This window comes from Flavobacterium sp. (genome assembly GCF_013822155.1).
GTDB lineage: Bacteria > Bacteroidota > Bacteroidia > Flavobacteriales > Flavobacteriaceae > Flavobacterium.
In genome coordinates, this window is sequence record NZ_PNJW01000038.1 from 1 (window position 1) to 24,705 (window position 24,705).

At 32.4% G+C, this 24,705-nt stretch carries 22 protein-coding genes; 17 read left to right on the plus strand and 5 right to left on the minus strand.

The genetic code is table 11. The features are described 5' to 3' along the window. The 5 genes from C0512_RS10135 to C0512_RS10155 all read right to left on the minus strand — a co-directional run. The coding region (locus C0512_RS10135) for a hypothetical protein (protein ID WP_290861178.1) at positions 1–244 on the minus strand (244 nt) is incomplete at its 3' end. After that, entirely contained in the window at positions 237–878 is a 642-nt protein-coding gene (locus C0512_RS10140; protein ID WP_290861180.1) for a DUF4956 domain-containing protein, read from the minus strand. The genes C0512_RS10135 and C0512_RS10140, both read right to left, overlap by 8 nt. After that, positions 878–1,630, minus strand: a complete 753-nt coding sequence (locus tag C0512_RS10145) for a polyphosphate polymerase domain-containing protein (protein ID WP_290861182.1) — start codon at positions 1,628–1,630, stop codon at positions 878–880. The genes C0512_RS10140 and C0512_RS10145 overlap by 1 nt, the downstream gene beginning before the upstream one ends. Positions 1,631–1,636: 6 nt before the next feature. Then, positions 1,637–2,026, minus strand: coding sequence for a hypothetical protein (locus C0512_RS10150; RefSeq protein ID WP_290861184.1), 390 nt, complete (start codon positions 2,024–2,026; stop codon positions 1,637–1,639). 10 nt (positions 2,027–2,036) lie between these two features. Further along, on the minus strand, positions 2,037–4,298 hold the full coding sequence (locus C0512_RS10155; RefSeq protein WP_290861186.1) for a CotH kinase family protein: 2,262 nt from the start codon (positions 4,296–4,298) through the stop codon (positions 2,037–2,039). Positions 4,299–4,590: 292 nt separating this feature from the next. Between C0512_RS10155 and fabG the strand changes: the two genes are divergently transcribed. The 17 genes from fabG (at position 4,591) to C0512_RS10240 (ending at position 24,654) form a co-directional block, all read left to right on the plus strand. Continuing rightward, on the plus strand, positions 4,591–5,337 hold the full coding sequence (gene fabG, locus C0512_RS10160; RefSeq protein ID WP_290861188.1) for a 3-oxoacyl-[acyl-carrier-protein] reductase: 747 nt from the start codon (positions 4,591–4,593) through the stop codon (positions 5,335–5,337). Positions 5,338–5,381: 44 nt separating this feature from the next. Then, entirely contained in the window at positions 5,382–5,753 is a 372-nt protein-coding gene (locus tag C0512_RS10165) for a four helix bundle protein (protein ID WP_290861190.1), read from the plus strand. A 52-nt stretch (positions 5,754–5,805) separates the two neighbouring features. Continuing rightward, on the plus strand, positions 5,806–7,833 hold the full coding sequence (locus C0512_RS10170; RefSeq protein ID WP_290861192.1) for a hypothetical protein: 2,028 nt from the start codon (positions 5,806–5,808) through the stop codon (positions 7,831–7,833). An 82-nt stretch (positions 7,834–7,915) separates the two neighbouring features. Then, positions 7,916–9,877 carry an LTA synthase family protein gene (locus C0512_RS10175; RefSeq protein ID WP_290861194.1) on the plus strand — a complete coding sequence of 654 codons (1,962 nt, stop codon included), beginning with the start codon at positions 7,916–7,918 and terminating at the stop codon, positions 9,875–9,877. Positions 9,878–9,950: 73 nt separating this feature from the next. After that, the gene (locus C0512_RS10180) at positions 9,951–10,823 is read left to right on the plus strand and encodes a diacylglycerol kinase family protein (RefSeq protein ID WP_290861196.1); all 873 of its coding nucleotides are present in this window, start codon (positions 9,951–9,953) and stop codon (positions 10,821–10,823) included. A gap of 119 nt (positions 10,824–10,942) precedes the next feature. Continuing rightward, positions 10,943–11,377, plus strand: coding sequence for a thioredoxin family protein (locus tag C0512_RS10185; RefSeq protein WP_290861198.1), 435 nt, complete (start codon positions 10,943–10,945; stop codon positions 11,375–11,377). 85 nt (positions 11,378–11,462) lie between these two features. After that, the gene (locus tag C0512_RS10190; RefSeq protein ID WP_290861200.1) at positions 11,463–12,446 is read left to right on the plus strand and encodes an FAD:protein FMN transferase; all 984 of its coding nucleotides are present in this window, start codon (positions 11,463–11,465) and stop codon (positions 12,444–12,446) included. 65 nt (positions 12,447–12,511) lie between these two features. Next, positions 12,512–12,721 (plus strand): DUF4266 domain-containing protein, encoded by a 210-nt coding sequence (locus tag C0512_RS10195; protein WP_290861202.1) that lies wholly within the window; start codon positions 12,512–12,514, stop codon positions 12,719–12,721. Between the two features lie 21 nt (positions 12,722–12,742). Further along, on the plus strand, positions 12,743–14,059 hold the full coding sequence (locus tag C0512_RS10200) for a DUF3570 domain-containing protein (protein WP_290861204.1): 1,317 nt from the start codon (positions 12,743–12,745) through the stop codon (positions 14,057–14,059). Continuing rightward, on the plus strand, positions 14,056–14,718 hold the full coding sequence (locus C0512_RS10205) for a response regulator transcription factor (protein WP_290861206.1): 663 nt from the start codon (positions 14,056–14,058) through the stop codon (positions 14,716–14,718). Before C0512_RS10200 ends, C0512_RS10205 begins: the two co-directional genes overlap by 4 nt. Before the next feature lie 14 nt (positions 14,719–14,732). Continuing rightward, on the plus strand, positions 14,733–16,112 hold the full coding sequence (locus C0512_RS10210; RefSeq protein WP_290861208.1) for a HAMP domain-containing sensor histidine kinase: 1,380 nt from the start codon (positions 14,733–14,735) through the stop codon (positions 16,110–16,112). A gap of 74 nt (positions 16,113–16,186) precedes the next feature. Further along, the gene (locus C0512_RS10215; RefSeq protein WP_290861209.1) at positions 16,187–20,536 is read left to right on the plus strand and encodes a CusA/CzcA family heavy metal efflux RND transporter; all 4,350 of its coding nucleotides are present in this window, start codon (positions 16,187–16,189) and stop codon (positions 20,534–20,536) included. 9 nt (positions 20,537–20,545) lie between these two features. Beyond that, positions 20,546–21,661, plus strand: a complete 1,116-nt coding sequence (locus tag C0512_RS10220) for an efflux RND transporter periplasmic adaptor subunit (RefSeq protein ID WP_290861210.1) — start codon at positions 20,546–20,548, stop codon at positions 21,659–21,661. A 61-nt stretch (positions 21,662–21,722) separates the two neighbouring features. Further along, positions 21,723–22,253 carry a hypothetical protein gene (locus C0512_RS10225; RefSeq protein ID WP_290861211.1) on the plus strand — a complete coding sequence of 177 codons (531 nt, stop codon included), beginning with the start codon at positions 21,723–21,725 and terminating at the stop codon, positions 22,251–22,253. A gap of 90 nt (positions 22,254–22,343) precedes the next feature. Next, entirely contained in the window at positions 22,344–22,913 is a 570-nt protein-coding gene (locus C0512_RS10230) for a hypothetical protein (protein WP_290861212.1), read from the plus strand. Continuing rightward, positions 22,913–23,779, plus strand: coding sequence for a cytochrome c3 family protein (locus tag C0512_RS10235; RefSeq protein WP_290861213.1), 867 nt, complete (start codon positions 22,913–22,915; stop codon positions 23,777–23,779). Before C0512_RS10230 ends, C0512_RS10235 begins: the two co-directional genes overlap by 1 nt. Positions 23,780–23,835: 56 nt before the next feature. Continuing rightward, positions 23,836–24,654, plus strand: coding sequence for a prohibitin family protein (locus C0512_RS10240; RefSeq protein ID WP_290861214.1), 819 nt, complete (start codon positions 23,836–23,838; stop codon positions 24,652–24,654). Positions 24,655–24,705: the final 51 nt, after the last annotated feature.

Below are 24,705 nucleotides of genomic sequence, written 5' to 3' on the forward strand. Positions count from 1 at the left end.
AACTCATTTTTTTAGCTACATCATATTTAGTACCAATTTCAAATGAATTATTTCTGAATTCACTAATATCATGATCCATTGCATAGCGATATTCAAAAGCTACTTGCCATTTTTTATTTATCTTGTAATCAGCAGCTGCATAAAAACGAGCTTGGACATCCGTATTCTCTTGTCCAATAATAGTGCAATTACAAAAAACAATGAAAAATACAAGTAGTAAATTTTTGATTTGAGTTTTAATCATTGTCTACAGTTGTTGGTAATAAGTTTTCACTATCTTTTGCATAAAAATAGGCTTTTAATAAGGCAACATCTTTTAAATAGTCAATTGAAACAACGTCTACACGATGAATTTTTAAACCAATTCTTTCGTTTAAGTCAGCTAAAAGTTCAGTTCGGAATTCAGGTTTTATCAAGGTTATTTTATCATAGACAATTTCTTTTGCATTTTCGTTTTTGATAAAATCTAATCGTTCTAAAACAAATGTCAAAATCAGAATTACAACGTTGCAAATAATCAACATTTTGAAGTTGTCTTGAACGGAAGCCAAAGAATTAAGCATTCCCAATGCTACACAAACGAAGAAATAACCCATGTCTTTAATGGAAACAACTATTGTTCTATATCGAATGATTGAGAATATGGCAAATAATCCAAAAGCAAAGCCAATTTTAATTTTGGCTGAACCTAAAAGATAGCATATCATAAAATTAATAACATTAAACAATACAAAAGTGAATATAAAGTCTTTGTTTTTATGTTTAGGATAATAAATTAAACTTACTAAAACAACAACGGCAATAAAATCAATTGCTGCTCTTATTCCAAAATCGGTTGCGTCAAATGCATTCTTAACTGTACTTACTGCTTCTTCCATTAGTTCTTTATTTTATTTATATTTTTGAGGATGGGTAAAAAATTATTCTTTTTGATCTCCGGTTTTAACGAAATAACACCAAAAATGTATTTACTAAAACTTTGTTCTCTTGTATTGCTCTCTTTTAAAAAGGATACTAAAGGTGAGGCTTGAGAAGATTTTGATTGTTTAATTTCAACAACGGTAATTCCTTCAAAATTGACTTCATTTGTGTCATCAGCAAAATGAATTTTAAAATCAATGGTTACTCGTTCTGTAAATTCATTATTAACGAGTGTTATTCTTTTAAAATTATTTTTCAGAATTAATTGTAAATCAATTAATTCTTTTCTGGTAAATGATTGAATTAATTCTCTTTTCTCTTCATTGATATCTGAAACTAAACTAACTAATGATTCACGATGTTTGTTGGTACGATTTACTTTTTCCTTTTTTTTAATTTCAAAAAAACATAAATCAGATTCTACATATCTTCTGCTTCTTACTTTAATTCTATTAGCATAACCATTGTGATGATCTTTAAAGAATAAGTAATCGGATGTATCAAAATAATTGTTTTCATAAGAGAAAATTCTTTCATCTTTTATTGTAAGAATTTTATAATTCTCTATTAGACATGGCAGGAGGTTAACCATTTCTTTTTCATTAAGAATATACTTACTGTCTATTCTGTTTTGTAAAGAAACAGAATCCAATTCACTTAATGTGGTTGGATTTAATTGCTGTAAATTGGATAGAAATTTGTTAAACATAATTTATTAAAATGTAATGACTAAATCTTCCACTTCAACGGTTTGTTTTTTTGAAGTAATTTCGACTGTTCTTAATACATAAACCTGATCCCATGAACAAGAATCACAGTCGCCAAAAACCCATATATCATAAGATCCTTCATATAAAAAGTCAAATTGAAAAGTGCCATCATAAGAAGAATCTACATCATCAAAAGATGCTGAATTCCCATGTTTGCTTATATATACTTTGAATCCGCCCACATAACCTTCTCCCACTAAATTCCCATTGGAATTAACGTCTTTTCCAAACACTTTTCCTTTAATGGTTGCTAATCCACCATAACCTTCTTCTTTAGAACAAGAAGAAAAAGTGAAAGATGTAACAATTAATACGAGTAATAATAACTTTTTCATTTTTTTACATTTATTTAAATACAACTATTTTTTTATTGATTTTGCCATAATTCACAACATACGTTCCGGCACTTAATATGGTTAAGTCAAGGGTATTATCATTATGTGCTTCTTTTTCAATTACTATTTGACCTAATAAATTGAAAATTTTAATTTTTTCAGAACCCATTAATTCAGAAATTCTAATGTTTACATAATTAGAAGTAGGATTAGGATAAATAAGTAATTGATTATTTTGTTGATTAAAATCAGAAATAGACAAGCCTTGATTATTGGCATTAAAAGTAGGAGCCTGGATAACAAAATTACCTGTTCCATTTGGTACACGAGCATAACCCATGTTGGCAACTTGAACACCAAAAGTTACATTCTCAATAATTATTCCGTTGGCATAAGATAGAATACAACTTTCTCCACTGGCAGAAAATTTGAAATTTGCATGAATGCCTTCCTGAATTAAATCTTCGTCTGCCCAAACAATTAAATAACTGTTTGGAGCAATTGTAATTCCGGATGGAAACTGCCATTTTAATAAATTGGTCGAAGTATCAGAGGCAAATAAATTATCTAAACTAATTGTAACACTACTGTTATTATATAACTCAAACCAATCACTATAATCACCACTTGGATCTGTTACGGTACTTGTATTTTGAGCCATTATTTCGTTAACGACCAAAGAACCGGGAGTGATTGTTGGATAGGAAGCTGTTATAGTATAAAATTCATGTTCTGCTCTTGCCGGTGAAAATGCTCCAATAGTATTGTTCTCTGCATAAATATAATATTGAGTAGTTATTGAACTAATTGGCATTGAAGCACCATATACATTATCTCCCGAAGCACCATCATCATGAGCACCATCATCATACATCAACACTTTGGTAAATGGTAAATTAGTAGCTGCACGATAACCTAAAAACACGGCATTTGTATTCGTATTGATTACATTTGCTCGAATCGTAACGGTACCGCCTAATGCAGGATTAGCAACTGAAGGTGTAATTGCAGAAATTGTAGGTTTTGTAGCCGTAAAATCTGATAATGCTGTTAAATAAGTGTTTCTGCCGCTCATTAAATTACTTAATCCAGGAGCAGTATTCATCCCTAAGGCAATATCAGTTGTCATATTACTGCTGAATTGAGTGTAAGTATAAAATTTATTTACATCAGCTTGAACAGATGAATTGATTAAAGTTTGAAAGGTTTGTGCTTTAGTAAAATAACTATTATTGGAAATGTTTTCAGATAACATAGTGGCATAATGTGCCAAGTACATCTTTTTGTATCTAGGAACTGCTAGTAGTTTTTGAACTAATGGCCAAGCAGCATCTCCGGAATGTAACAAATGGTTTAATTGTCTTTTGGCAAGGGTTGTATTTAAATTTGTTGTTCCTGTTTGTCCAAAAGTTCCGAAACTCATATTTAAATCCCATAAAATTGGATTAAAACGACCATTATCATCTTTGTACAAATAATAGTTTTGTTTAAATTGTCCGATATAACTATCAATATTTACAAATAAATTATCAAAGGCAAGCATCCACAAAGCCCTGTCTACATCTAAAACACTTTCAATATTAGTTGTATTATTTGACAATGTATTGGTCAAATTTATCAAATCGTCCCAACCGGTCGTTGATTTGATTTCGTAAGCTGATTCATAACTTGCACTGTTTGTACCTAAATAAGCTAGGTTAGGAAGGTTTGTTGTACCGGGACCTGCACCTGCAGGTGGACTACAACTAAAGAAGGCATTATTATTTGAACCAAAATGAGTATTTACGAATTTTTTAGAAATAGATTCTACATTTGTATATAATCCTATTAAATTTCCATTGATGTAAACATTGGCATAATTGGCTAAAGGAGCATGCATATATTGACCTAAAATAGAATAGGCAGTAGTTTCTCTAACAAAGGATGGGTCAAAAATAACATTGCTTAATTTGATATCAGTATAACCCTCATAATTTTGATTTACATAAGTATCTAATTCAATATGTAATGGATTTTTAACATAATTTGGATTATATGAACTATTACCTTTGTACTTAACCCCAACATTATTAAAAATCTGACCATTAATGGTAACTGATTGAGCTGAGATATAATCACCGGCACCCGCTTCTTGAGCGTCTAATAAAGCATCCCAATTGGATTGTGAAAATACAATTCGAATGTCTTGAATAGCATTACTATTGTAAAAGGTTTGAGAATGAGTAATAAAACTGCTCAAAAACAAAACTAAAAATATGAAAACTCTTTTCATTTTATTAAAAATTTAATAACATAAATTTAATGTACAAATAACTATATTTTTTTTTAAACATCAATAAACCGTTAACGAGTATATCTGCATTTTGACGATTTTATTGAAGGTTTTTTAATGTTTACATTGAAACAAGGCTAAAAAGCATCATGAATTCTAAAAAAAGTATATTAAAAAGATGTTTTAATTTTGTTATATTGAAATAGTTTAATTGTCCTCTAATTTTTTTCAAAGATTAAAATATTGTTATCTTTGGCTTTTATATAATTGAACAAAATAAACAAATTCAACTATGAAATTATTAGAAGGAAAAGTGGCGATCATCACCGGAGCAAGCCGCGGAATTGGAAGCGGAATCGCTAAAGTTTTTGCACAACATGGAGCAAATGTCGCGTTTACGTATAGTTCATCTGCCGAATCAGCTTTGGTTTTAGAAAACGAATTAAATGCTTTAGGTATCAAAGCGAAAGGATATAAATCAAACGCAGCTGATTTTAACGAAGCTCAAAAATTAGCCGACGAGGTCATGGCTGATTTTGGGAATATCGATATTTTAATTAACAATGCCGGAATTACAAAAGACAATCTTTTAATGCGTATGTCTGAAGAAGATTTTGATAAAGTCATTGAAATAAACCTTAAATCGGTTTTCAATATGACTAAAGCTGTTCAGAAAATCATGTTGAAAAACAGAAAAGGTTCTATAATAAACATGAGTTCAGTTGTTGGAGTAAAAGGAAATGCCGGGCAAGCGAATTATGCTGCTTCAAAAGCCGGTATGATTGGTTTTACTAAGTCAATTGCATTGGAATTAGGCTCACGAAACATACGTTGCAACGCCATTGCACCTGGTTTCATCGAAACAGAAATGACAGGAAAATTAAACGAAGAAGTTGTGCAAGGTTGGAGGGATTCTATTCCCTTAAAGCGTGGCGGAACTCCGGAAGATGTTGCCAATGCTTGTCTTTTCTTAGCCTCTGATTTGAGTGCTTATGTAACCGGACAAGTAATGAACGTGGATGGCGGAATGTTAACTTAGGAAGTTTATAAGTTTATTGTTTATAGGTTTAAAAGTTGTTCTATATGAGGATATTCAGTTTTGAAAAGTTAATAGCTTGGCAAAAAGGAAGAGAATTAGCTCTTTTAATTTATAAGACAACAAAAAAGTTTCCCAAAGAAGAGACATTTGGTTTATCAAGTCAAATGAGACGTTGTTCCATTTCTATCGCTTCAAATTTAGCGGAAGGATCTGGAAGGAAATCATTTAAAGATAAAGCTAGATTTTCTGAAATAGCATATAGTTCTTCGTTAGAATTATTAAACCAAGTGATTTTGTCGAAAGATTTTGAATACATTAATGAAAATGATTATTTAAGTATACGAGAAAAAATAGCTGAGATAAATATGTTGATAGATGGTTTGTACAAATCTCAAATCAAGAAAATTGAACAGTAGTTTCCCTTATAGCCTTTTAAACTCATAACCTTATAAACCTTTAACCTAAAAAATGACCACAAACACCGTGCTTTTACTTTTACTTTCAGTATTACTGGCCGGAGGAGTATCATTTTTTCAGTATTTCTATAAAGCCAAATCCAATTCAAAAATCAATTGGATCTTGGCTTTTTTGCGTTTTTGTTCCATTTTCGGATTATTATTGTTACTAATCAATCCTATCATAACTCGAAAATCATTCGAAACCATCAAAATTCCTTTACCGGTTGTAGTTGATAATTCATCTTCTGTAGCTGAATTTAAAGCAAATGAAATTGCCTTAGAAGTTTATCAAAAAATTGTATCAAACACTGAGTTAAAAGAAAAATTTGATATTCAGTCTTATCAATTTTCTGCTGAATTAGAAGCTTCTGAAACATTTGATTTTAAAGGGACTCAGACTAGAATAGATGGAGTAGGTAAAGGATTGAAAAGTATTCACAAAAGCATCAATCATCCAACGGTTATAATCACTGACGGAAATCAAACGCAGGGGAATGACTATATTTATTCTTTTGACGAAAACAAAGCGGTTTACCCCATTGTTCTGGGTGATACAACGGCTGTTTTTGATTTAAAAATCAGTCAGTTAAATGTCAATAAATATGCTTTTCTTAAAAATAAATTCCCCGTTGAAGTTTTTGTAAACTATTCCGGAAAGAAAAACGTGAATGCTACTTTTTCTATTTCTCAGGGAAATACTATTTTAAATAAACAAAATATAAACTTTACTCAAAACCAAAAATCACACTTGATTACGGTATTATTGCCGGCAGACAAAGTGGGTGTTCAGGTTTTTAAAGCAGCCATTTCATCTTCTGAAATTGAAAAAAATAAATACAACAATTCCAAGAATTTTGCGGTAGAAGTCATCGATCAAAAATCGGAAATTGCCATCATTTCCTCAATCAATCATCCTGATATTGGAGCTTTAAAAAGAGCTATTGAAACTAATCAACAACGTAAAGTAACTATTGTTAAGCCGAATCAAATCAATTCATTAAAAGATTTTAATGTATTGATTTTATACCAACCTACTTCAGAGTTTAAAACTGTTTTCGAAAAAAACGTAGTAGCTAACTTGAATACATGGATTATTACAGGAACTAAAACTGATTTTACTTTTTTAAATCAACAGCAAGACGCTTTTTCTTTTAAAATGAGTTCACAACAAGAGGATTATTTGGCTACTTTTTCCTCACAATTTAATCTCTTTGCATCGGATAATATAGGTTTTGAAAATTTTCCACCCTTGCAAAATGCTTTTGGGACCATTACGCCAAAAATAAAAATGGAAACATTATTAACGGCTCGAATTTTAAATGTAGAACTTAATACACCATTATTGAGTTATGTAGATATTCAAGGAAAAAGAACTTGTTTTCTTTTTGGTGAAAATAGTTGGAAATGGCGTTTGCAAAGCCACATCAACCAACAAAGTTTTGAAAAATTTGATGTTTTTATTGATAAAACCATTCAATTTTTAGCGACTAATAATGCACGAAAATCATTGGTTGTTACCCATGAAAATTTTTATAATTCAGGAGATGCAATTGTAATAAATGCACAATATTTTAATAAAAATTATGAGTTTGATGACAAAGCACGGCTGTCAATATCGGTTAAAAATAAAGCAACAAATCAGACAAAATCCTATGATTTACTGAAATCAACCAATTCATTCAAGGTAAATTTAGATGGTTTGCCCGCCGGAAATTATTCATTTACCGTAACAGAAAATAATTCTAAAACTTCCCATACCGGTTTTTTTGAAGTGTTGGATTTTGATATCGAAAAACAATTTGTCAATCCTGATTATATAAAATTAAATCAATTAGCTACACAAACCAAAGGGAAAACGTTCCTTGCAAATCAGGTAGAAGAGTTGGTTAAATCGCTCATCAGCAATGATAATTATAAACCTATTCAAAAAGAAATTGTAAAAAAAACACCTATTATTGATTGGATTTGGTTATTACTTATTGTTGTTGCTGCTTTAGCTTCGGAATGGTTTATTCGAAAGTATAATGGGCTGCTATAATTAAGCAAATTTTAAGTAAAGACTAAGCGTTGCTTAAGCAAGTTTAAAACAGTACGTTGGATATTTGTTGAAAATTTGTATTATGTTTTTTTCAGCATTTAAACTTCCCAATCGTTACAAATTATTAATTGGATTTTCGAAATGGTTTTTACTCTTTTCCTTTATAATTAGAATCATTTTTATTTTTTGGAAATTCGATGAAGTTTCATTAAATCCAATTTATCTAATCAAAACCATAGGATATGGAATTTTCTTTGATATCGGGGTAGTATCATTTATTTGGCTTTTTTCAACTTTTTACATTACACTTTTACCTAATAAATGGATTGGTTCAATAGCAGACAAAATATTGATTTATACCTTTTTTGCCCTAACGATATTGATATTAATATTCACCTTTTTTGCCGAAATCACGTTTTGGGACGAATTCAAAAGTCGTTTTAATTTTGTAGCTGTCGACTATTTAATTTACACTTTTGAAGTCGTTCAAAACATCAATCAAAGTTATCCGTTGATTATTTTGATTCCGTCTATGTTATTTATTGCTTTTTTAGTTTTTTACTATTTTGTAAAAAAGGAATATTTTAAAAGTGTTTTTCAGGATAAAATTCCATTTTCAACTCGAGTTGTCCCTTTTGTAACCGTGATTACAATCAATTTAATATATGTTTTTTTTATTAATAATGCGGATGCAGAATGGTCAAAAAACAGATTCAATAATGAAATTTCAAAAGCGGGTATTTATTCCTTTTTTGCAGAATTGAGAAATAACAAATTAGATTTCCCTACTTTTTATTCAACTGTTTCAAATGAAGAAGCCTTTACTTTAGTACGAAGTAATTTAGCAGAACCTAATTCAAAATTTATTGCAAATGATTATTCTGTTAAAAGAAAAATAAGTGATACGCTGGATACAAATCAAAAACCTAATGTGATTTTTATTTTGATTGAAAGTATGAGTGCTGAATTTATGAAAGAATTTGGAAATGATAAAGCAATCACACCTTTTATGGATGAATTAGCCCAAAAAAGTTTACTATTCACAAATTTATATGCCACCGGAACGCGAACAGTTAGGGGAATGGAGGCGGTTACTTTGTCTATTCCCCCAACTCCTGGCAGTAGTATAGTAAAACGACCTGATAACGCCGGACTTTTTACAATTTCAAATGTATTCAAAGAACGCAATTACCAATGTAATTTTTTCTACGGCGGCGATGGTTATTTTGACAACATGAACGCATTTTATGGCGGAAATGGTTTTGATATTTACGATAGAGGTAGAGGCAGCGTTCTAAGCGATGATATTAAAACAACTCGCCATAACATTGATGATAATGAAGTTACGTTTGAAAATGCATGGGGAATTTGTGATGAGGATATTTATAACAAAGTGATTAAAGTGGCCGATGAACAACATGCCAAAGGAAAATCATTTTTTAATTTTGTAATGACCACTTCAAATCACAAGCCTTACACTTATCCTGAGAAAAAAATAGTCATTGCTTCAGGAACTGGGAGAAATGGTGCAGTTCAATATTCTGATTATGCGATTAAACATTTGTTTGAAAAAGCGAAAGACAAACCGTGGTTTAAAAACACCATTTTTGTTTTAGTAGCAGATCATTGTGCCAGTTCTGCCGGAAAAGACGAAATTGATGTGAAAAATTACCACATTCCGGCAATTATATTTGGAGCAAGAGTTCCGGTACAAAAAGTAGATAAATTGTGTTCACAGATTGATTTGTTTCCAACGCTTTTTGGTGTTTTAAATTGGAATTATACTTCAGATTTTTTTGGGAAAAATGTTTTAGCATCTACTTTTGAAGAACGAACATTCATGGGAACTTATTTGAAACTAGCCATGATGAAAAAAGACAATTCGGTTATGATTTTATCAAATCAAAAAAAAGAGCACCAATACCGATGGAACAAAAAAGATAATTCTCTTAAAAATGTTCCTTTAAATCTAAATTTTAAAGAAGAAACTACTGCTTTTTATCAATCGGCTGATTATCTGTTTTCAAATCATCTTTTGAATTAATACTAATCTGATTTTTATAGTATTTGTGGGTAGGGTAAAAGCTATTGAGGTTGTTTTATTATTAAACATATTTATGGTTCACAAAGTAAAGTACATTCACTTTATTATTAATCCTATTTCAGGAAAAGGAAATAATAGTATTACAGAAAAAGAAATCAGAAAGTATTTTCCTAAACAATATTTTCAAGTGAAAATTGAATATACCCAATACCCAAAACATGCAATTGGATTAACTAAAATTGCTTTATCTAATAATCCTGATATTATTGTGGCCTGTGGTGGAGATGGTACAATTAATGAAGTAGCCTCCTGTTTAGTCGGTAAATCAATAAAATTAGGAATTATCCCCATAGGTTCTGGTAATGGTTTAGCCTCAAATTTAAAAATTTCAAGATCAGTATCTGAAGCACTGCGATTAGTGAGTGAGGGAAAATCAGTATCAATTGATGTGGGCAAAGTGAATGAACATTATTTTTTTAGTAATTCTGGTTTGGGCATTGAAGCGTTAGTAATCAAAAAGTATAAGGAAAATGGTAGAAGAAATTTTCTTGGCTACATGCGAGCTACTTTTAGTGCAACTTCGGCTTATAAATATAAAAATTTCAATGTAGAAATTGATGATAATTTTACAGAAGTTGAACCTTTTATGTTTTCTGTATCTAATTTAAATGAACCTAAATCCAAGACTTTAATAAATGATGGATGTTTAAACTTAATGTTTGTTCCAAAAATAAATTTCTTCAATAAATTGATTTTGGGAACTAATATCTTATTTAATAAAGCCGATAATTTCCAACATTCAATTTCTCAAAAAGTCAAAAAAATTCATTTAAATCATGATTACTTAGAAGTGAATTTTCAAATTGACGGTGAATTTACAACACTCAAGAAAAAAAACATACATATTTCAATTGAACATCATGCCTTGGAAGTGATTGTTCCTTAAATTAAGATTTACTTAAGTATGAAAACACTTTGTAACATCTAAAATAAAACATCGTTATTTTGTAGAATATATTGTATGTAAACATTCTATTTTTATACCTTTATAATAATTAAATTTTTATGAAAAGAATTTTCGTTGTAGTAGTCTTTTTTTTGTCATTTAGTGCTATAGCACAAAATTGGCAAACTAGTTTTGAGGAGGCAAAATCCAAAGCCATTAAAGAAAATAAAAATATAGTATTGGTTTTTTCCGGTTCAGATTGGTGTGCTCCTTGTATGAAATTAGAAAAAAATGTTTGGAAATCTTCTGCATTCCAAACGGAGGCCGAAAAAAGTTGGGTAATTTACAAAGCTGATTTTCCTAAGAAAAAAGCAAATCAATTAAATCAGGAACTTACCGAACAAAATAAAAAACTAGCTGAAAAATATAATCAAAACGGAAGTTTTCCATTAGTTCTTTTATTGGATAAAAATGGAAAAGCGTTAGGAATGACCGGCTTTAAAAATGTTTCAGCGGAAGAATATGTCAATTTAATTAAGTCGTTTCAAAAATAATGACTGTTTTCAATAGATATTTTACGAATAATTCATTTTTATGTTCTTTTGATTATGATTTGTTTGTCAATAAAATTCCAATAGCATGAAACATTTTTCAATAGTATTTATTTTTTTAAACGTCATTTTGATGCAAGGTCAAAATGTCGTCAAAAGAAAAACGATAATGCTCGGAAGCCCATTTGAAATGACTGTTGTAGCTAATGATTCCTTGCAAGGCAATCTTTATATCGACCAAGCTGTTGCGGAAGTTAAACGTATTGAAAATTTGATTTCAGATTGGATTCCAACCACACAAATTTCTACAGTCAATCAAAAGGCAGGAATTGAACCCGTAAAAGTTGATCGTGAAGTTTTTGAATTAGTCGAAAGAGCAATTAAAATTTCTCAATTAACAAGCGGAGCTTTTGATATTTCCTATGCTTCTATGGATAAAATTTGGAAATTTGATGGCAGTATGACGGCAATGCCAAGTGAAGAGGCAATCAAGAATTCAGTTGCAAAAGTTGGTTATCAAAACATCATCTTAAACGAAAATAAATCTACTCTTTTTCTCAAAAATAAAGGAATGAAGATTGGTTTAGGAGGCATTGGGCAAGGGTACATTGCTGATAAGATTAAAGCACTCTTAGTTCAAAACGGATGTCAATCGGGAATTGTCAATGTTTCTGGAGATATTTTTGCATGGGGAAAACAACCAGACGGAAAACCTTGGACGGTAGCTATTGTGAATCCCATGAATAAAAATAAAGTATTTGCCACTTTTCCATTGGAAGACAGTGCTGTTGAAACTTCGGGGAGTTATGAGAAATTTGTCACTTTTAACGGAAAACGCTATTCACACATTATAGATCCAAGAACAGGTTATCCTGCTTCCGGTATTGTCAGTGTATCTGTATTTGCAAAAACCACAGAACTCGCAGATGCACTGGCCACTGGAATTTTTGTTTTGGGAGTAGAAGTTGGACTCGATTTAGTGAATCAAATTAAAGGAATAGAATGCATTATTGTCGATGATAAAGGCGGAGTGCACACATCAAAAAATATAGATTTAAAAAAATATCAATAAATAATTTTCTTACTCGCTCCCCTCTCCTTTGGAGAGGGGCTGGGGGTGAGGTTAAATAAATAAACATGAAAATAGTAACAATTTTAGCTTTCATTCTTTTCGCTCTACAATCCTGCAGTTCGGTAAAAGAATATGAAAAAGAAAAAATAAATGACCCTGACATGAAATTAGCAGCTCGTTCAACAGAACGTTTTGAAACTAATTTTCAAGTATATCGAGAAGCTGCTGCGGGTGCAAATGGTGGTAAAACGGGTGGTGGTTGTGGTTGTAATTAATAAGTTGAATTCCTTTTTATCATGAAAAATTATCTAATAGCATTATTTTCCTGTCTTTCCTTTTCCCTTTTTGCCCAAGAAAAAGATTCTACACTTGTTTTCAAAAAAAGAGTGTTAGAAGCTGTAGAAGTTGACTTTTTAATGAGTTACTACAATCAAGATGGTATCCATTCGGCTGTTTCCGGAGGAAAAGGAATGGAAGAACTTACCGATATCACACCAACTATCGTTGTAGCAATCCCAATGAATGATGATGATGTTTTAACAGTTGATGCCGGTATTTCTGCCTATTCTTCTGCGTCTTCAGGTAATATTAACCCGTTCGACAGTGCTACGCCTAGTCCGTGGCAAGCCAGTTCAGGTGCTTCGGCTCAAGACGTATTGTCAACGATTTCTCTTACATACAGTCACAGTTCTGATGACCGTAACACCATTTGGAATGCCCATTTTTCTGGTTCTGTAGAATATGATTATTCATCCATCGGTTTTGGTGGTGGGTTGACTAAACTTTTCAATGATAAAAATACAGAAGTTGGAATTTCTGCCAATGTTTATCTCGATACTTGGAGTCCTATCTATCCAAAAGAATTACAGGATTTTGTCGATTATGGCAATTCAACAAATGGAGGTATTTTTAACTATTATACAATAACCGGTAATACCGATTATAATCCATCCGGATTTTCATTTCACGAAAATAAAAACAGAAATTCCTATGCCGTATCGCTTAGTTTTTCACAAGTGTTAAACAAAAAAATGCAGTTATCCGTTTTTGTCGATTTTTTACAACAACAGGGTTTATTGTCCACTCCTTATCAACGGATTTATTTTGCTGATGTAGCCGATTCATTCATTAATGAATTTCAATTAGCGGACGATATTGAACAGTTACCGGATACCCGATTTAAAATCCCGGTTGGAGCTCGATTCAATTATTATTTGAACGAAAAATTTGTGTTACGCACCTATTATCGTTTTTATTCAGATGATTGGGGAATTAGTTCTCACACAGCTAGTATCGAACTGCCTTATAAAATTACGGACCGCTTTACCGTTTTTCCAATGTACCGTTATTATACGCAAGTGGAATCTAAGTATTTTGCTCCTTATGAAGCTCATCTATCGACAGAAGAATTTTATACATCCGATTATGATTTGTCTACCTTTGATGCTCATCAATACGGACTTGGGGTAAGTTATACAGATATTTTTACCGGTGCTCATGTATGGAAATTTGGAATTAAAAATGTTGACTTGAGATATAATCATTACAGTAGAAGCGATGGATTGGAAGCAAATATTGTTTCTTTTGGAATGAAATTCGTATTAGATAAATGAAATTATTAATTGTAGAAGACGAAATTGGAATTGCCTCTTTTCTTAAACAAGGTTTAGAAGAAGAAGGCTATGACGTAATGGTGGCAAATAATGGAGAAGCAGGTTTAAAAATAGCTTCTTCACAAAATCCTGATTTAATTTTACTGGATTGGATGCTTCCAAAACTTTCCGGATTAGAAGTTTGTACATCTTTTCGAAAAACAAACACATCAACACCGATTATTTTTTTAACGGCTAAAGATACCGTTCAGGAAACCATTGAAGGGTTGAAGGCCGGAGCAAATGACTATATCAAAAAACCTTTTAGCTTTGATGAGTTGCTGGAACGGATTAAAATTCATTTTAGAAATAGTGATGTAGAAGATATAGTATCCTTAGGCAGAATTAAAATTATTCGTTCAAAATACCAAGTTCTTGTTGATGAGAAAGAGGTAAATCTCACACAGCGTGAATATGAGTTAATCCTTTACTTAATTAAAAACAAAGGAAAAGTTTGTACCCGAAATCAAATCATTGAAGACGTTTGGGATATTCATTTTGAATATGATACCGGCGTGATTGATGTGTTCATGAACGCCATTCGTAAGAAATTAAACCTTACTAAAGAAGATGAGTGTATTAAAACAATTCGTGGAGTAGGATATATCGCCAACGATTAAATTAAAATTCATTCATGAACTCTTTTTCATTCAGAAATAGAATTGCTTTTTATTATATTATCAGTACTGCGTTATTGATTACGGTAGTTTTTTTGGTAATATATCAAATGGTAAGTTTCAGCGTTTTTAACCATATAAATGCTGATATTGAAAAAGAAGTTGAAAAGCACTTAGAAGAAATTGAAATTGATCGGAATGACACTTACCTCATTCAAGTTGATCAATGGAAAGCAAGAGAACATAACACTGTTGACGTCAACCCCGTTTTTGTCCAATTTTATGATTTAAACAATGAATTAATTGATAAATCACCTAATTTAAAAAACCTCGATTTAAAACTTTTTGCGGAAGAAAACGAAAATCAACTGATTGATACTTATCTAAACAAAAAACCAATTCGTCAAATTCAAGTCCCGCTTTTTGACGATGATAAAGTAATTGGGCACTTAATCGTCGCGATGTCTTTAGATGACTCAAAAATGGTATTAACTAATCTACGAACTATTCTAGCCATTTCATTTCCATTAATTTTAATTTTCTTGTTTTTGATTGCCCGTTTTATTGTAGGTAGAAGTATAAAACCTATTGATGCCATTATTGAAACATCAAACCAAATTAGTCGTGAAAATCTGACTACACGGATTAATTTGCCACAAAATAAGGATGAATTATATTTGCTTTCTAAAACCATAAACGATTTACTCGACCGTGTTGAAAATGCCATAGATAGAGAAAAACAGTTTACTTCCGATGCCTCACATGAATTGCGAACTCCATTAGCTGTCATTAAAGGTACGCTGGAAGTTCTTATTAGAAAACCTCGAAACCAAGCCGAGTATGAAGAAAAAATTAATTTTTGTGTAAAAGAGGTAGATAGACTAAATCAATTAGTGGATGAATTATTGCTTTTGGCAAGATTTGAAGACCAAAAACAAAGTATAAAACACGAACCTGTATATCTAAATTCCTTACTGTTAGATGTTATAACCCGTTCCTCAGAGAAAATCAGAACTAAAAACATTAAACTAAAAACATCCTTTGCAAAAGACTTCGTAATTACGAATGACAGTTATTTAATTTCCATTATTTTCAGTAATTTACTTTCAAATGCTATAAAATATTCACAAGAAAATGGAACAATTTTCGTAAATTTAGAGAATGAAAATAACCATATAGTTTGTAAAATTATTGATAATGGAATTGGAATATCTAAAGAAGATTTAGAAAAAATTGGTAGTCGTTTTTATCGTTCTCAAAAAGTTGAGCATGCAGAAATTAAGGGCACAGGATTAGGTTTATCTATAGTTAAAAGATTAACAGACTTGCTGGCAATTCAATTTAATATCGAAAGCCAACTTAAATTCGGAACAACGGTGACATTAAGGTTCTTTTAATGAATTCCTAAGGCTTTCTTAAGTTTTTTCCTTTTTTTCCTTTTTAATTTTACAGACATAAAAATTAGAAGAAAATGCTTGAAAAAATAATTGCCTTTAGTTTAAAAAACAAACTCATTATATTACTTTTTACCTTAGCTGTTTTTGGCTTTGGTATTTTCTCAGTATTTCAAATTTCCATTGGAGCTGTTCCTGATGTCACCAATAACCAAGTGCAGGTAATTACCACTTCACGCAACCTTTCTACGGAAGATATCGAACAATACATTACATATCCGGTAGAATTGGAAATGGCAAATTTGCCTAGTGTCAAAGAAATCCGTTCCATTTCAAAATTTGGGTTGTCAGTCGTAACCATCGTTTTTGATGATGCGATTGGCACCTATCTTCCCCGACAATTAATTGCTGAAAAAATCAAATCAGCCTCCGAAAAAATCCCGCAAGGTTTTGGCACTCCTGAAATGGGACCAATTACAACCGGTTTAGGTGAAATTTATCAATATACACTCGAAGTAAAACCCGAATTTAAAAATCAATATTCCGTAACTGATTTGCGAACCATCCAGGATTGGATTGTGAAACGTCAATTATCAGGTATAAAAGGGGTGGTTGAAATAAATACTTGGGGTGGATTTTTAAAACAATATGAGGTTGCCATCGTTCCATCGCAATTAAACGCGATGAATATTACTACCTCAGAAGTTTTTTCTGCTTTAGAAAAAAACAACAGCATTGCCGGTGGAGCTTATATCGAGAAAGTAAATCAGAGTTACTTTATTAGAGGAGAAGGGAAAGTAAATAGTATCAGCGATATTGAAAATATTGTTGTTAAAAATAAGGATGGTGTTCCGGTTTATATTAAAAATGTAGCAACCGTAAGATTTGGTCATGCTAATCGATTTGGAGCCATCACAGGGAATGGTGAAGGAGAAAAAGTACTAGGGCAGGTAATGATGCTAAAAGGAGCCAATTCAAAACAAGTGATTGATGATGTAAAAAATCGTGTGGCAGAAATTCAAAAGTCGTTACCGGAAGGTGTTTACATCAACGGATTTTTAGAACGAAGTGAATTAGTTGGAAAAACGACATTCACCGTGGCTGAAAATTTAATTCTCGGGTGTTTAATCGTCATCTTTGTTGTGGTCCTTTTACTGGGTAATTGGCGTTCCGGATTAGTCGTTGCTTCCGTTATCCCGTTGTGTTTACTATTTGCCATTTCGTTCATGAATATTTTTGGAATTGATGCCAATTTAATGAGTTTAGGAGCCATCGACTTTGGGATAATCATAGACGGAGCCGTAATTATTGTCGAATTTATTGCCTTCCAAATTGCCCATAAATCAAAGCATTTAGTAGGGATGGAAAAAGTAGAAATGCAATTAGAGATTGATCAAATCACTTATAAAAGTGCTTCTAAAATGATGAATTCTGCCATTTTTGGTCAGTTGATTATTTTGATTGTTTTCATTCCTATATTATCGCTTTCCGGGGTTGAAGGTAAAATGTTTAAACCCATGGCAATGACTTTCAGCTTTGCCCTGGTAGGAGCCATGATTTTTTGTTTTACCTATGTTCCGGTAGTGGCTTCTTTGTTTTTAAAACCTACTGAAGAAAATCCAAGATCCATTTCCAACCGATTGATTAACCAATTAAACAAATGGTACCTTCCTGTCATAACTTGGGCTTTATCAAATACTAAAAAAGTATTGTATGGTGCGTTAGGTTTGTTATTCTTGGCTGTTGGCTTATTTGCAACGATGGGTGGTGAATTTATCCCAACACTTGATGAGGGTGATTTCGTAATCCAACCGGTTTTAAAAACAGGAACTTCCTTAACCAAAACCATTGAAACAACCACAAAAATAGAATCAATCATTTTGAAAAACTTTCCTGAAGTCGATCAAGTGGTAAGTAGAATTGGTGCTGCAGAAGTGCCAACCGACCCAATGTCGATGGAAGAAAGCGATATCATTGTTAAGTTAAAACCTAAATCAGAATGGGTTTCAGCATCATCTAAAGATGAATTAGCTGATAAAATCAAAGCTGCAATCGAAACAAAAATTCCAAACATGGAAATCGAATTTACGCAACCCATTGAAATGCGTTTCAATGAATTGATTTCCGGAACACGTTCAGATGTAGCCGTAAAGATTTTTGGTGACGATTTAGATATTTTAGCTAAAAAAGCGAATGAAGTGGCGAAAGCAATAAAAAATGTTGAAGGAGCTTCCGATGTTATTATCGAAAAAACAGAAGGGCTACCGCAAATGGCGGTTCAATTTGACCGTAGTAAAATTGCTCGTTACGGATTAAATATAGCCGATTTAAATGAACTCATTGCCTTAGGCTTTGCCGGAAAAACGGTAGGAACTGTTTTTGAAGGTGCCAAACGTTTTGATTTGGTGATTCGTTTAGACAAAACCAACCGAAAAGATATTGAAGATTTACGGAATTTATATGTTTCTACTCCCAATGGTGAACAAATTCCACTTCGTGAATTAGCAACTATTGAATACACCGAAGGGCCTGCAAAAATTTCACGCGATAATACCAACCGAAGAATTGTGGTGGGAATTAATGTAAGAAACCGCGATTTACAAAGTGTTGTAGATGACATTCAAAATATTGTCGATACCAAAATCAATTTACCTTCCGGTTATTATGTAACCTATGGCGGTCAATTTGAAAACCTTCAAAGTGCCAAAGCCCGACTTTTAATTGCTGTCCCAATTGCTTTATTTTTAATTTTTATTCTACTGCATTTTGCGTTCGGTTCGATTAAAGAAGCATTGATGGTTTATTCTGCCATTCCTTTATCAGCTGTGGGCGGCGTCTTGTTTTTGTGGATGCGTGATTTGCCGTTTAGTATTTCAGCAGGAGTTGGTTTCATTGCTTTGTTTGGTATCGCAGTTTTAAATGGTATTGTTTTGATTGAACATTTTAAAGAACTAAAACACCAAGGAATGACCAATATGAATGAACTTATTTTAAAAGGAACAACAGACCGATTACGACCGGTTTTATTGACTGCAGCAGCGGCTGCTCTTGGGTTTTTACCGATGGCTATATCTTCATCAGCTGGGGCTGAGGTGCAACGTCCTTTAGCAACGGTTGTTATTGGAGGATTGTTCACTGCTACATTGCTTACTATGATTGTCTTACCTATTTTATTTAAAGTATTAGATGAAAAAGAATTTAGAAAACCTAAGTTCAAAAAACACCATAGTAAAACCTATCTTTTGGTTCTATTGCTAACAACTTCATTTGCTTTTGCTCAAAATAAAACCACAACAAATTCAGATAATCAATTGAATGAGTTAATTGCAACAGCTATCTCAAATAATAAAGAAATCAAGGGAGCTCAATTACAAGTAGATAAAGCGAATGCCCAAATTAAAACGGCGTTATCTTTAGAAAAAACAAATGTTTATTATAGTTATGACGAGAATAATTTAGCATTAAATAATCAACCGTTAAATGTGTTTGGCGTTTCTCAATCTATTTTGTTTCCAACGGTGTATGGAGCTCAAAAAAAATTCTACACAGCCGAATTTGAGAAAGAAAAAGCAAAATCAGAGTTACTTAAAAATAGATTGGCATTGGAAGTCTCTAAAACCTATTATCAAATAGTTTACTGGCAACATCAGGAAAGATTATACCAATACCTTGACAGTTTATATCAAAATTTTTCAAAAGCAAGCGATCGCCGTTTTGAATTAGGAGAAACTAATTATTTAGAAAAAATTACGGCAGAAGCTAAATTCCGTCAAATAAAAACAAAATTGACACAAATTGAAAAGGAGAAAGCAACTTCTTACGAAGTGTTAAAAGCAATAGTGCAACCAACAGAGGCAATTGTTATAGGAAAGAATGAAATTGAACCGTTGATAAAACTCGAAAATTCAACAAGCAAAAGCTTGTATTCTAATTATTATGAGAAAATCAAACAGGGTTATCAGTCCAATATTTCCTTGCAAAAACAAAATTGGTTACCTGATTTGAATGTAGAATATTTTCAAGGAACAAACAGTGGAATTGCTCAATCACTTTATGGTTTTCAAGTAGGGGTTTCTGTGCCTTTGGTTTTTTCAGGAAATGTGGCTAAATCAAAAGTGGCTAAATTAGAATTGGAAAGTTGGGAGCAACAAAAGCAAAACCAGGAAATAAAAATGGAAGCGTATGTGCTTCAAAAGCAAAATGAATTGGCAAAATTTCAAGATGAAATTGATTACTTCAATAAGTATGGTAAAAAGCTATCCAAGGAAATTCAAAAAGTAGCCGAAAGCAGTTACAAAAATGGAGAGATTGATTTCTTCCAATACATTATCAGTTTAGAAAATGCCACGAGTATTCAAGTTGATTATTTACAAGCCGTTTTAAATTATAATCTAACCCAATTAGACGCCCAATATTTTAATTTTTAAAAAGCAAACATGAAAAAAATAGTATATACCTTAGTCCTTTTAACTACACTTTTATCCTGTAAAAAGGAGGTGTCAGAAGAAATAACAACACCCGATGACGGGCAGATTACCCTAACAAAAGAACAGTTTTCCTCCTCAGCCATGGAATTGAGTTCATTAACCGAACAGGATTTTAACGTCACTGTAAAAACTACCGGCAAAATCGATGTTCCACCTCTAAACAGAGCCAAGGTAAATACTTTTTTAGGCGGATATGTCAAGGCAACCAAATTAATGGTTGGGGATAAAGTGACTAAAGGACAAGCTTTATTAACATTGGAAAACAGCGAATACATTGACATTCAAAAAGACTATTTGGAAGTGGCGGAACAAATCAATTATTTGAAATCAGAATACGACCGCCAGAAAACCTTGTTTGATGAAAAAATTACTTCGCAAAAAAATTACTTAAAAGCCGAAAGTGATTACCGTAGAACCAAAGGAATATACCTAGGCTTGAAAGAAAAATTAAGATTGCTCAACATCAATCCGGCTCAGGTTGAAAAAGGAAACTTTACCTCTGTCATTACTGTTTTTGCTCCCATTTCAGGAGATGTCACTGTCATGAACGCAACAGTAGGAATGTTTATGGCACCCGCAGATGTGATTTTAGAAATTGTAGACACCAATCATTTGCATGTTGAGTTAGCCGTGTTTGAAAAAGATATTTTGCAAGTAAAAGAAGGGCAAACCATTCAGTTTAAGGTGCCTGAAGCTTCTAAAGAAGTGTTTAAAGCAAATGTCGTTTTGGTAGGAAAATCAATTGAAGGCAATGACAGAACCATCAAAGTGCATGGCCATTTAGACGACCAAACAAAGCATCGATTACTCACCGGAATGTTTGTGGAAGCCGAGATTATTGTGAATTCCAAAAAAGGAATGGCAGTTCCTTCAGAGGCATTGGTAACAGAGGGAGAAACTAGTTTTTTACTGGTCTTAACCAAGGAAGAAAATGGTTATGTTTTCCAAAAAATTGCCGTGACTGTTGGAGAAAAATCAGAACAATATGTCGAAATCATGCCGAACAAATTAATAAATGCTACTTCAAAAATACTAACCAAAGGTGTTTTTGATATTGCCAATTAAACAGACCACTTTAAACAACTTTAAACTTTTAAACGACCTTAAACCTTTAAACAATATAATAATGAACGACGCCCATTTACACATGGTGGTTAACCACTTTCCAATTATCGGGACGATTTTTGGACTAGGCATTTTGATTGCCGCATTAATTTTTAAAAATACCGCAACTAAAAACGTTGCCTATGTACTTTTTGTAGTGGCCGCTACATTTGCCGCTTTTAGCATGGGAACAGGAGAAGGGGCAGAGGAAATTGCTGAAAAGCTTCCGGATGTAACCGACCAAATAATTCATGAACACGAAGAAATGGCAGAAAAATTAGCCTTAGTACTCTATGCCTTAGGGGCAATTTCATTAGTGGGGTTGTTCTTAAATTTCGTTAAGAATTCAAACGAAAAATTTGTTTCCTACTTGGCTGTTGTTATCGCTGCGGTGGCAGTTTTTCTCGCTCAACAAACAGGAACTACCGGTGGCGAAATTCGTCATACGGAAATTAGAGCTAATGCAACTACTGCCGGCGTGAATCAAAATGATGCAGCAGCTAATCAAGATGGAAAGAATGGGAGTGAAGAGGGGAATGAAGATGACGATTAATTAATAATATAAAAACAAATAATAAATTCTATCCAAAATTGATTTAAACAACTTGATTCAATTTTGGATTTTTATTTTATAAAACTTATTATGAAAAATGGAATTGTATTTAAAGACATCATCCCTTTTTTGGTTTGGTATTCTACCTTGATTTTTGGAGCAATTTTTATTGATGTTATTTTGCATTTTTTTGATATTGTCTTCATCGGTAAGTATTTAGGTTATTTAGGAACACTAACTATTTTAACTTCTTTTTTGTATTCTTTAAACAAAAGAGGTAAAATCAAAATATTCACGCCAAAAATCCTCCTTGATTATCATGAATACTTGGCTTTATCAGGTTCAATCATGATTTTGGTTCATGCCGGTATTCACATTAACGCTATTTTGCCTTGGCTGGCAATTTTAATGCTGCTTATCAATGTGGCCAGTGGTTTAGTAGGTAAACATCTTTTGGCTCAAGCGAATCAAACGATGAGAGAAAGAAAACTAATCCTGAAACGTTCTGGAATGACAGAAGAGGAAGTAGCAAGAAAAATATTTTGGGATACTACAAGCATGAATACGATGAAAAAATGGAGAGAAATTCATTTGCCAATAACTTACTTTCTGGGTTTACTTTCATTGCTGCATATTATTACTGTAACACTTTTTCACTGATGAGAAAGATAAATATATTTGCGGTAATAACTATTGTAATCCTTACTTTAGTAATGGTTTTTCCACATGAAATGGTTTCTCCCGGTGAACTTTATCAAGCTCACAATGAGTTACAAAATGATTGTTTGGCATGTCATAAACCATTTGCAGGCACCCCAAATGAAAGTTGCATTTCCTGTCATAAGATAAATGAAATAGATAAAAAAAGCACCGTTCAGTTTCATCAAAAGATGCAAAACCAATCTTGTATTTCGTGCCACTCTGACCACAAGGGATTGAATATTAAATTGGCTTTAAATAAATTCGAACATCAATTATTAAACGAAAAAGACAGAAACTCCTGCGTTAGTTGTCATGCTCAACCTAAAAATGATTTACATAACCAGGTTTCAAATTCTTGCGTGAGTTGTCATACAACAAACAATTGGAAAACTATTTCAAATTTTAACCATGATTTGATTAATGTGAAATCCAGAAACAATTGTGTGGCTTGTCATCAATCACCTAAAGATAATTTGCACACGAATTCTTCAAATAATTGTCTTTCTTGCCACAGTTTAACGAAATGGAAACCGTCTACTTTCAATCATGATAAGTATTTTATTTTAGACAAAGACCATAATACAAATTGTGCGACGTGTCATCAAACAACTGATTTTAAAACATACACTTGTTATGGTTGTCATGAGCATACACAAAGTAATATTAGAAACGAACACCTTGAAGAAGGAATCTCTAATTTTACTAATTGTACTAAATGTCACAAAAGTGCCAATGAAAACGACATTCAAATGGATGGTAAAGAGGCTTTGAACTATATAACCAAAGATTCTAATAAAAAAGAACGCGAAAATGATGACGATTAATTTCCTTTTTCGATATGAATTTCCTTTCGTATCTTTAAGGCAAACAAATAAATTTCATGAACAAAGAATTCAACCTGAAATTAATTCCAATGATTATTGGGGTTATCTTTTTAATCATTTTTATCTTTAAATCAACTGTTACCATCGAATCCGGACAGGCGGGGGTGCTTTATAAAACCTTTGATGGGGGAGTCGTGACGAACGAACCTCCGTTGGGAGAAGGTTTTCATGTCGTAGCTCCGTGGAATAAAGTGTTTGTGTATGAAGTGCGTCAACAGGAATTGTCTGAACAAATGCAGGTGTTGTCTTCTAATGGATTGGAAATTAAATTAGATGCAACGGCTTGGTTTCATCCACAATATGAATTTACAGGGAAATTGCACCAAGAGAAAGGCGAAAACTACATCGAACGTGTGATTCGTCCTGCTATTCGTTCTGCGGCTCGAAGTGTGGTGGGAAGATATACACCGGAGCAATTGTATTCTACGAAACGAGATGCCATTCAAGATGAAATATTTCATGAGACAAAAAAAATACTGGCAAATCAATACATTCAGTTGAATGAAATTTTGGTGCGGGATGTGACTTTGCCACCAACGATCAAAACGGCGATAGAAACTAAATTAAAACAAGAGCAAGAAAGTTTGGAGTATGAATTTCGTTTAGAAAAAGCCCAAAAAGAATCGGAACGTCAACGAATTGAAGCGGAAGGGAAAGCACGAGCCAATCAAATTTTAAGTGCCTCGCTCACCGATAAGATTTTACAGGAAAAAGGCATTCAGGCAACCATCGAATTGTCTAAATCAGCGAATGCAAAAGTAATTGTCATTGGTTCCGGTAAAGACGGAATGCCAATTATATTGGGAAATCAATAGGTATTCGCACAGGTTAATACCCACATTTAATTATTGTTTTACTGCCAGAAT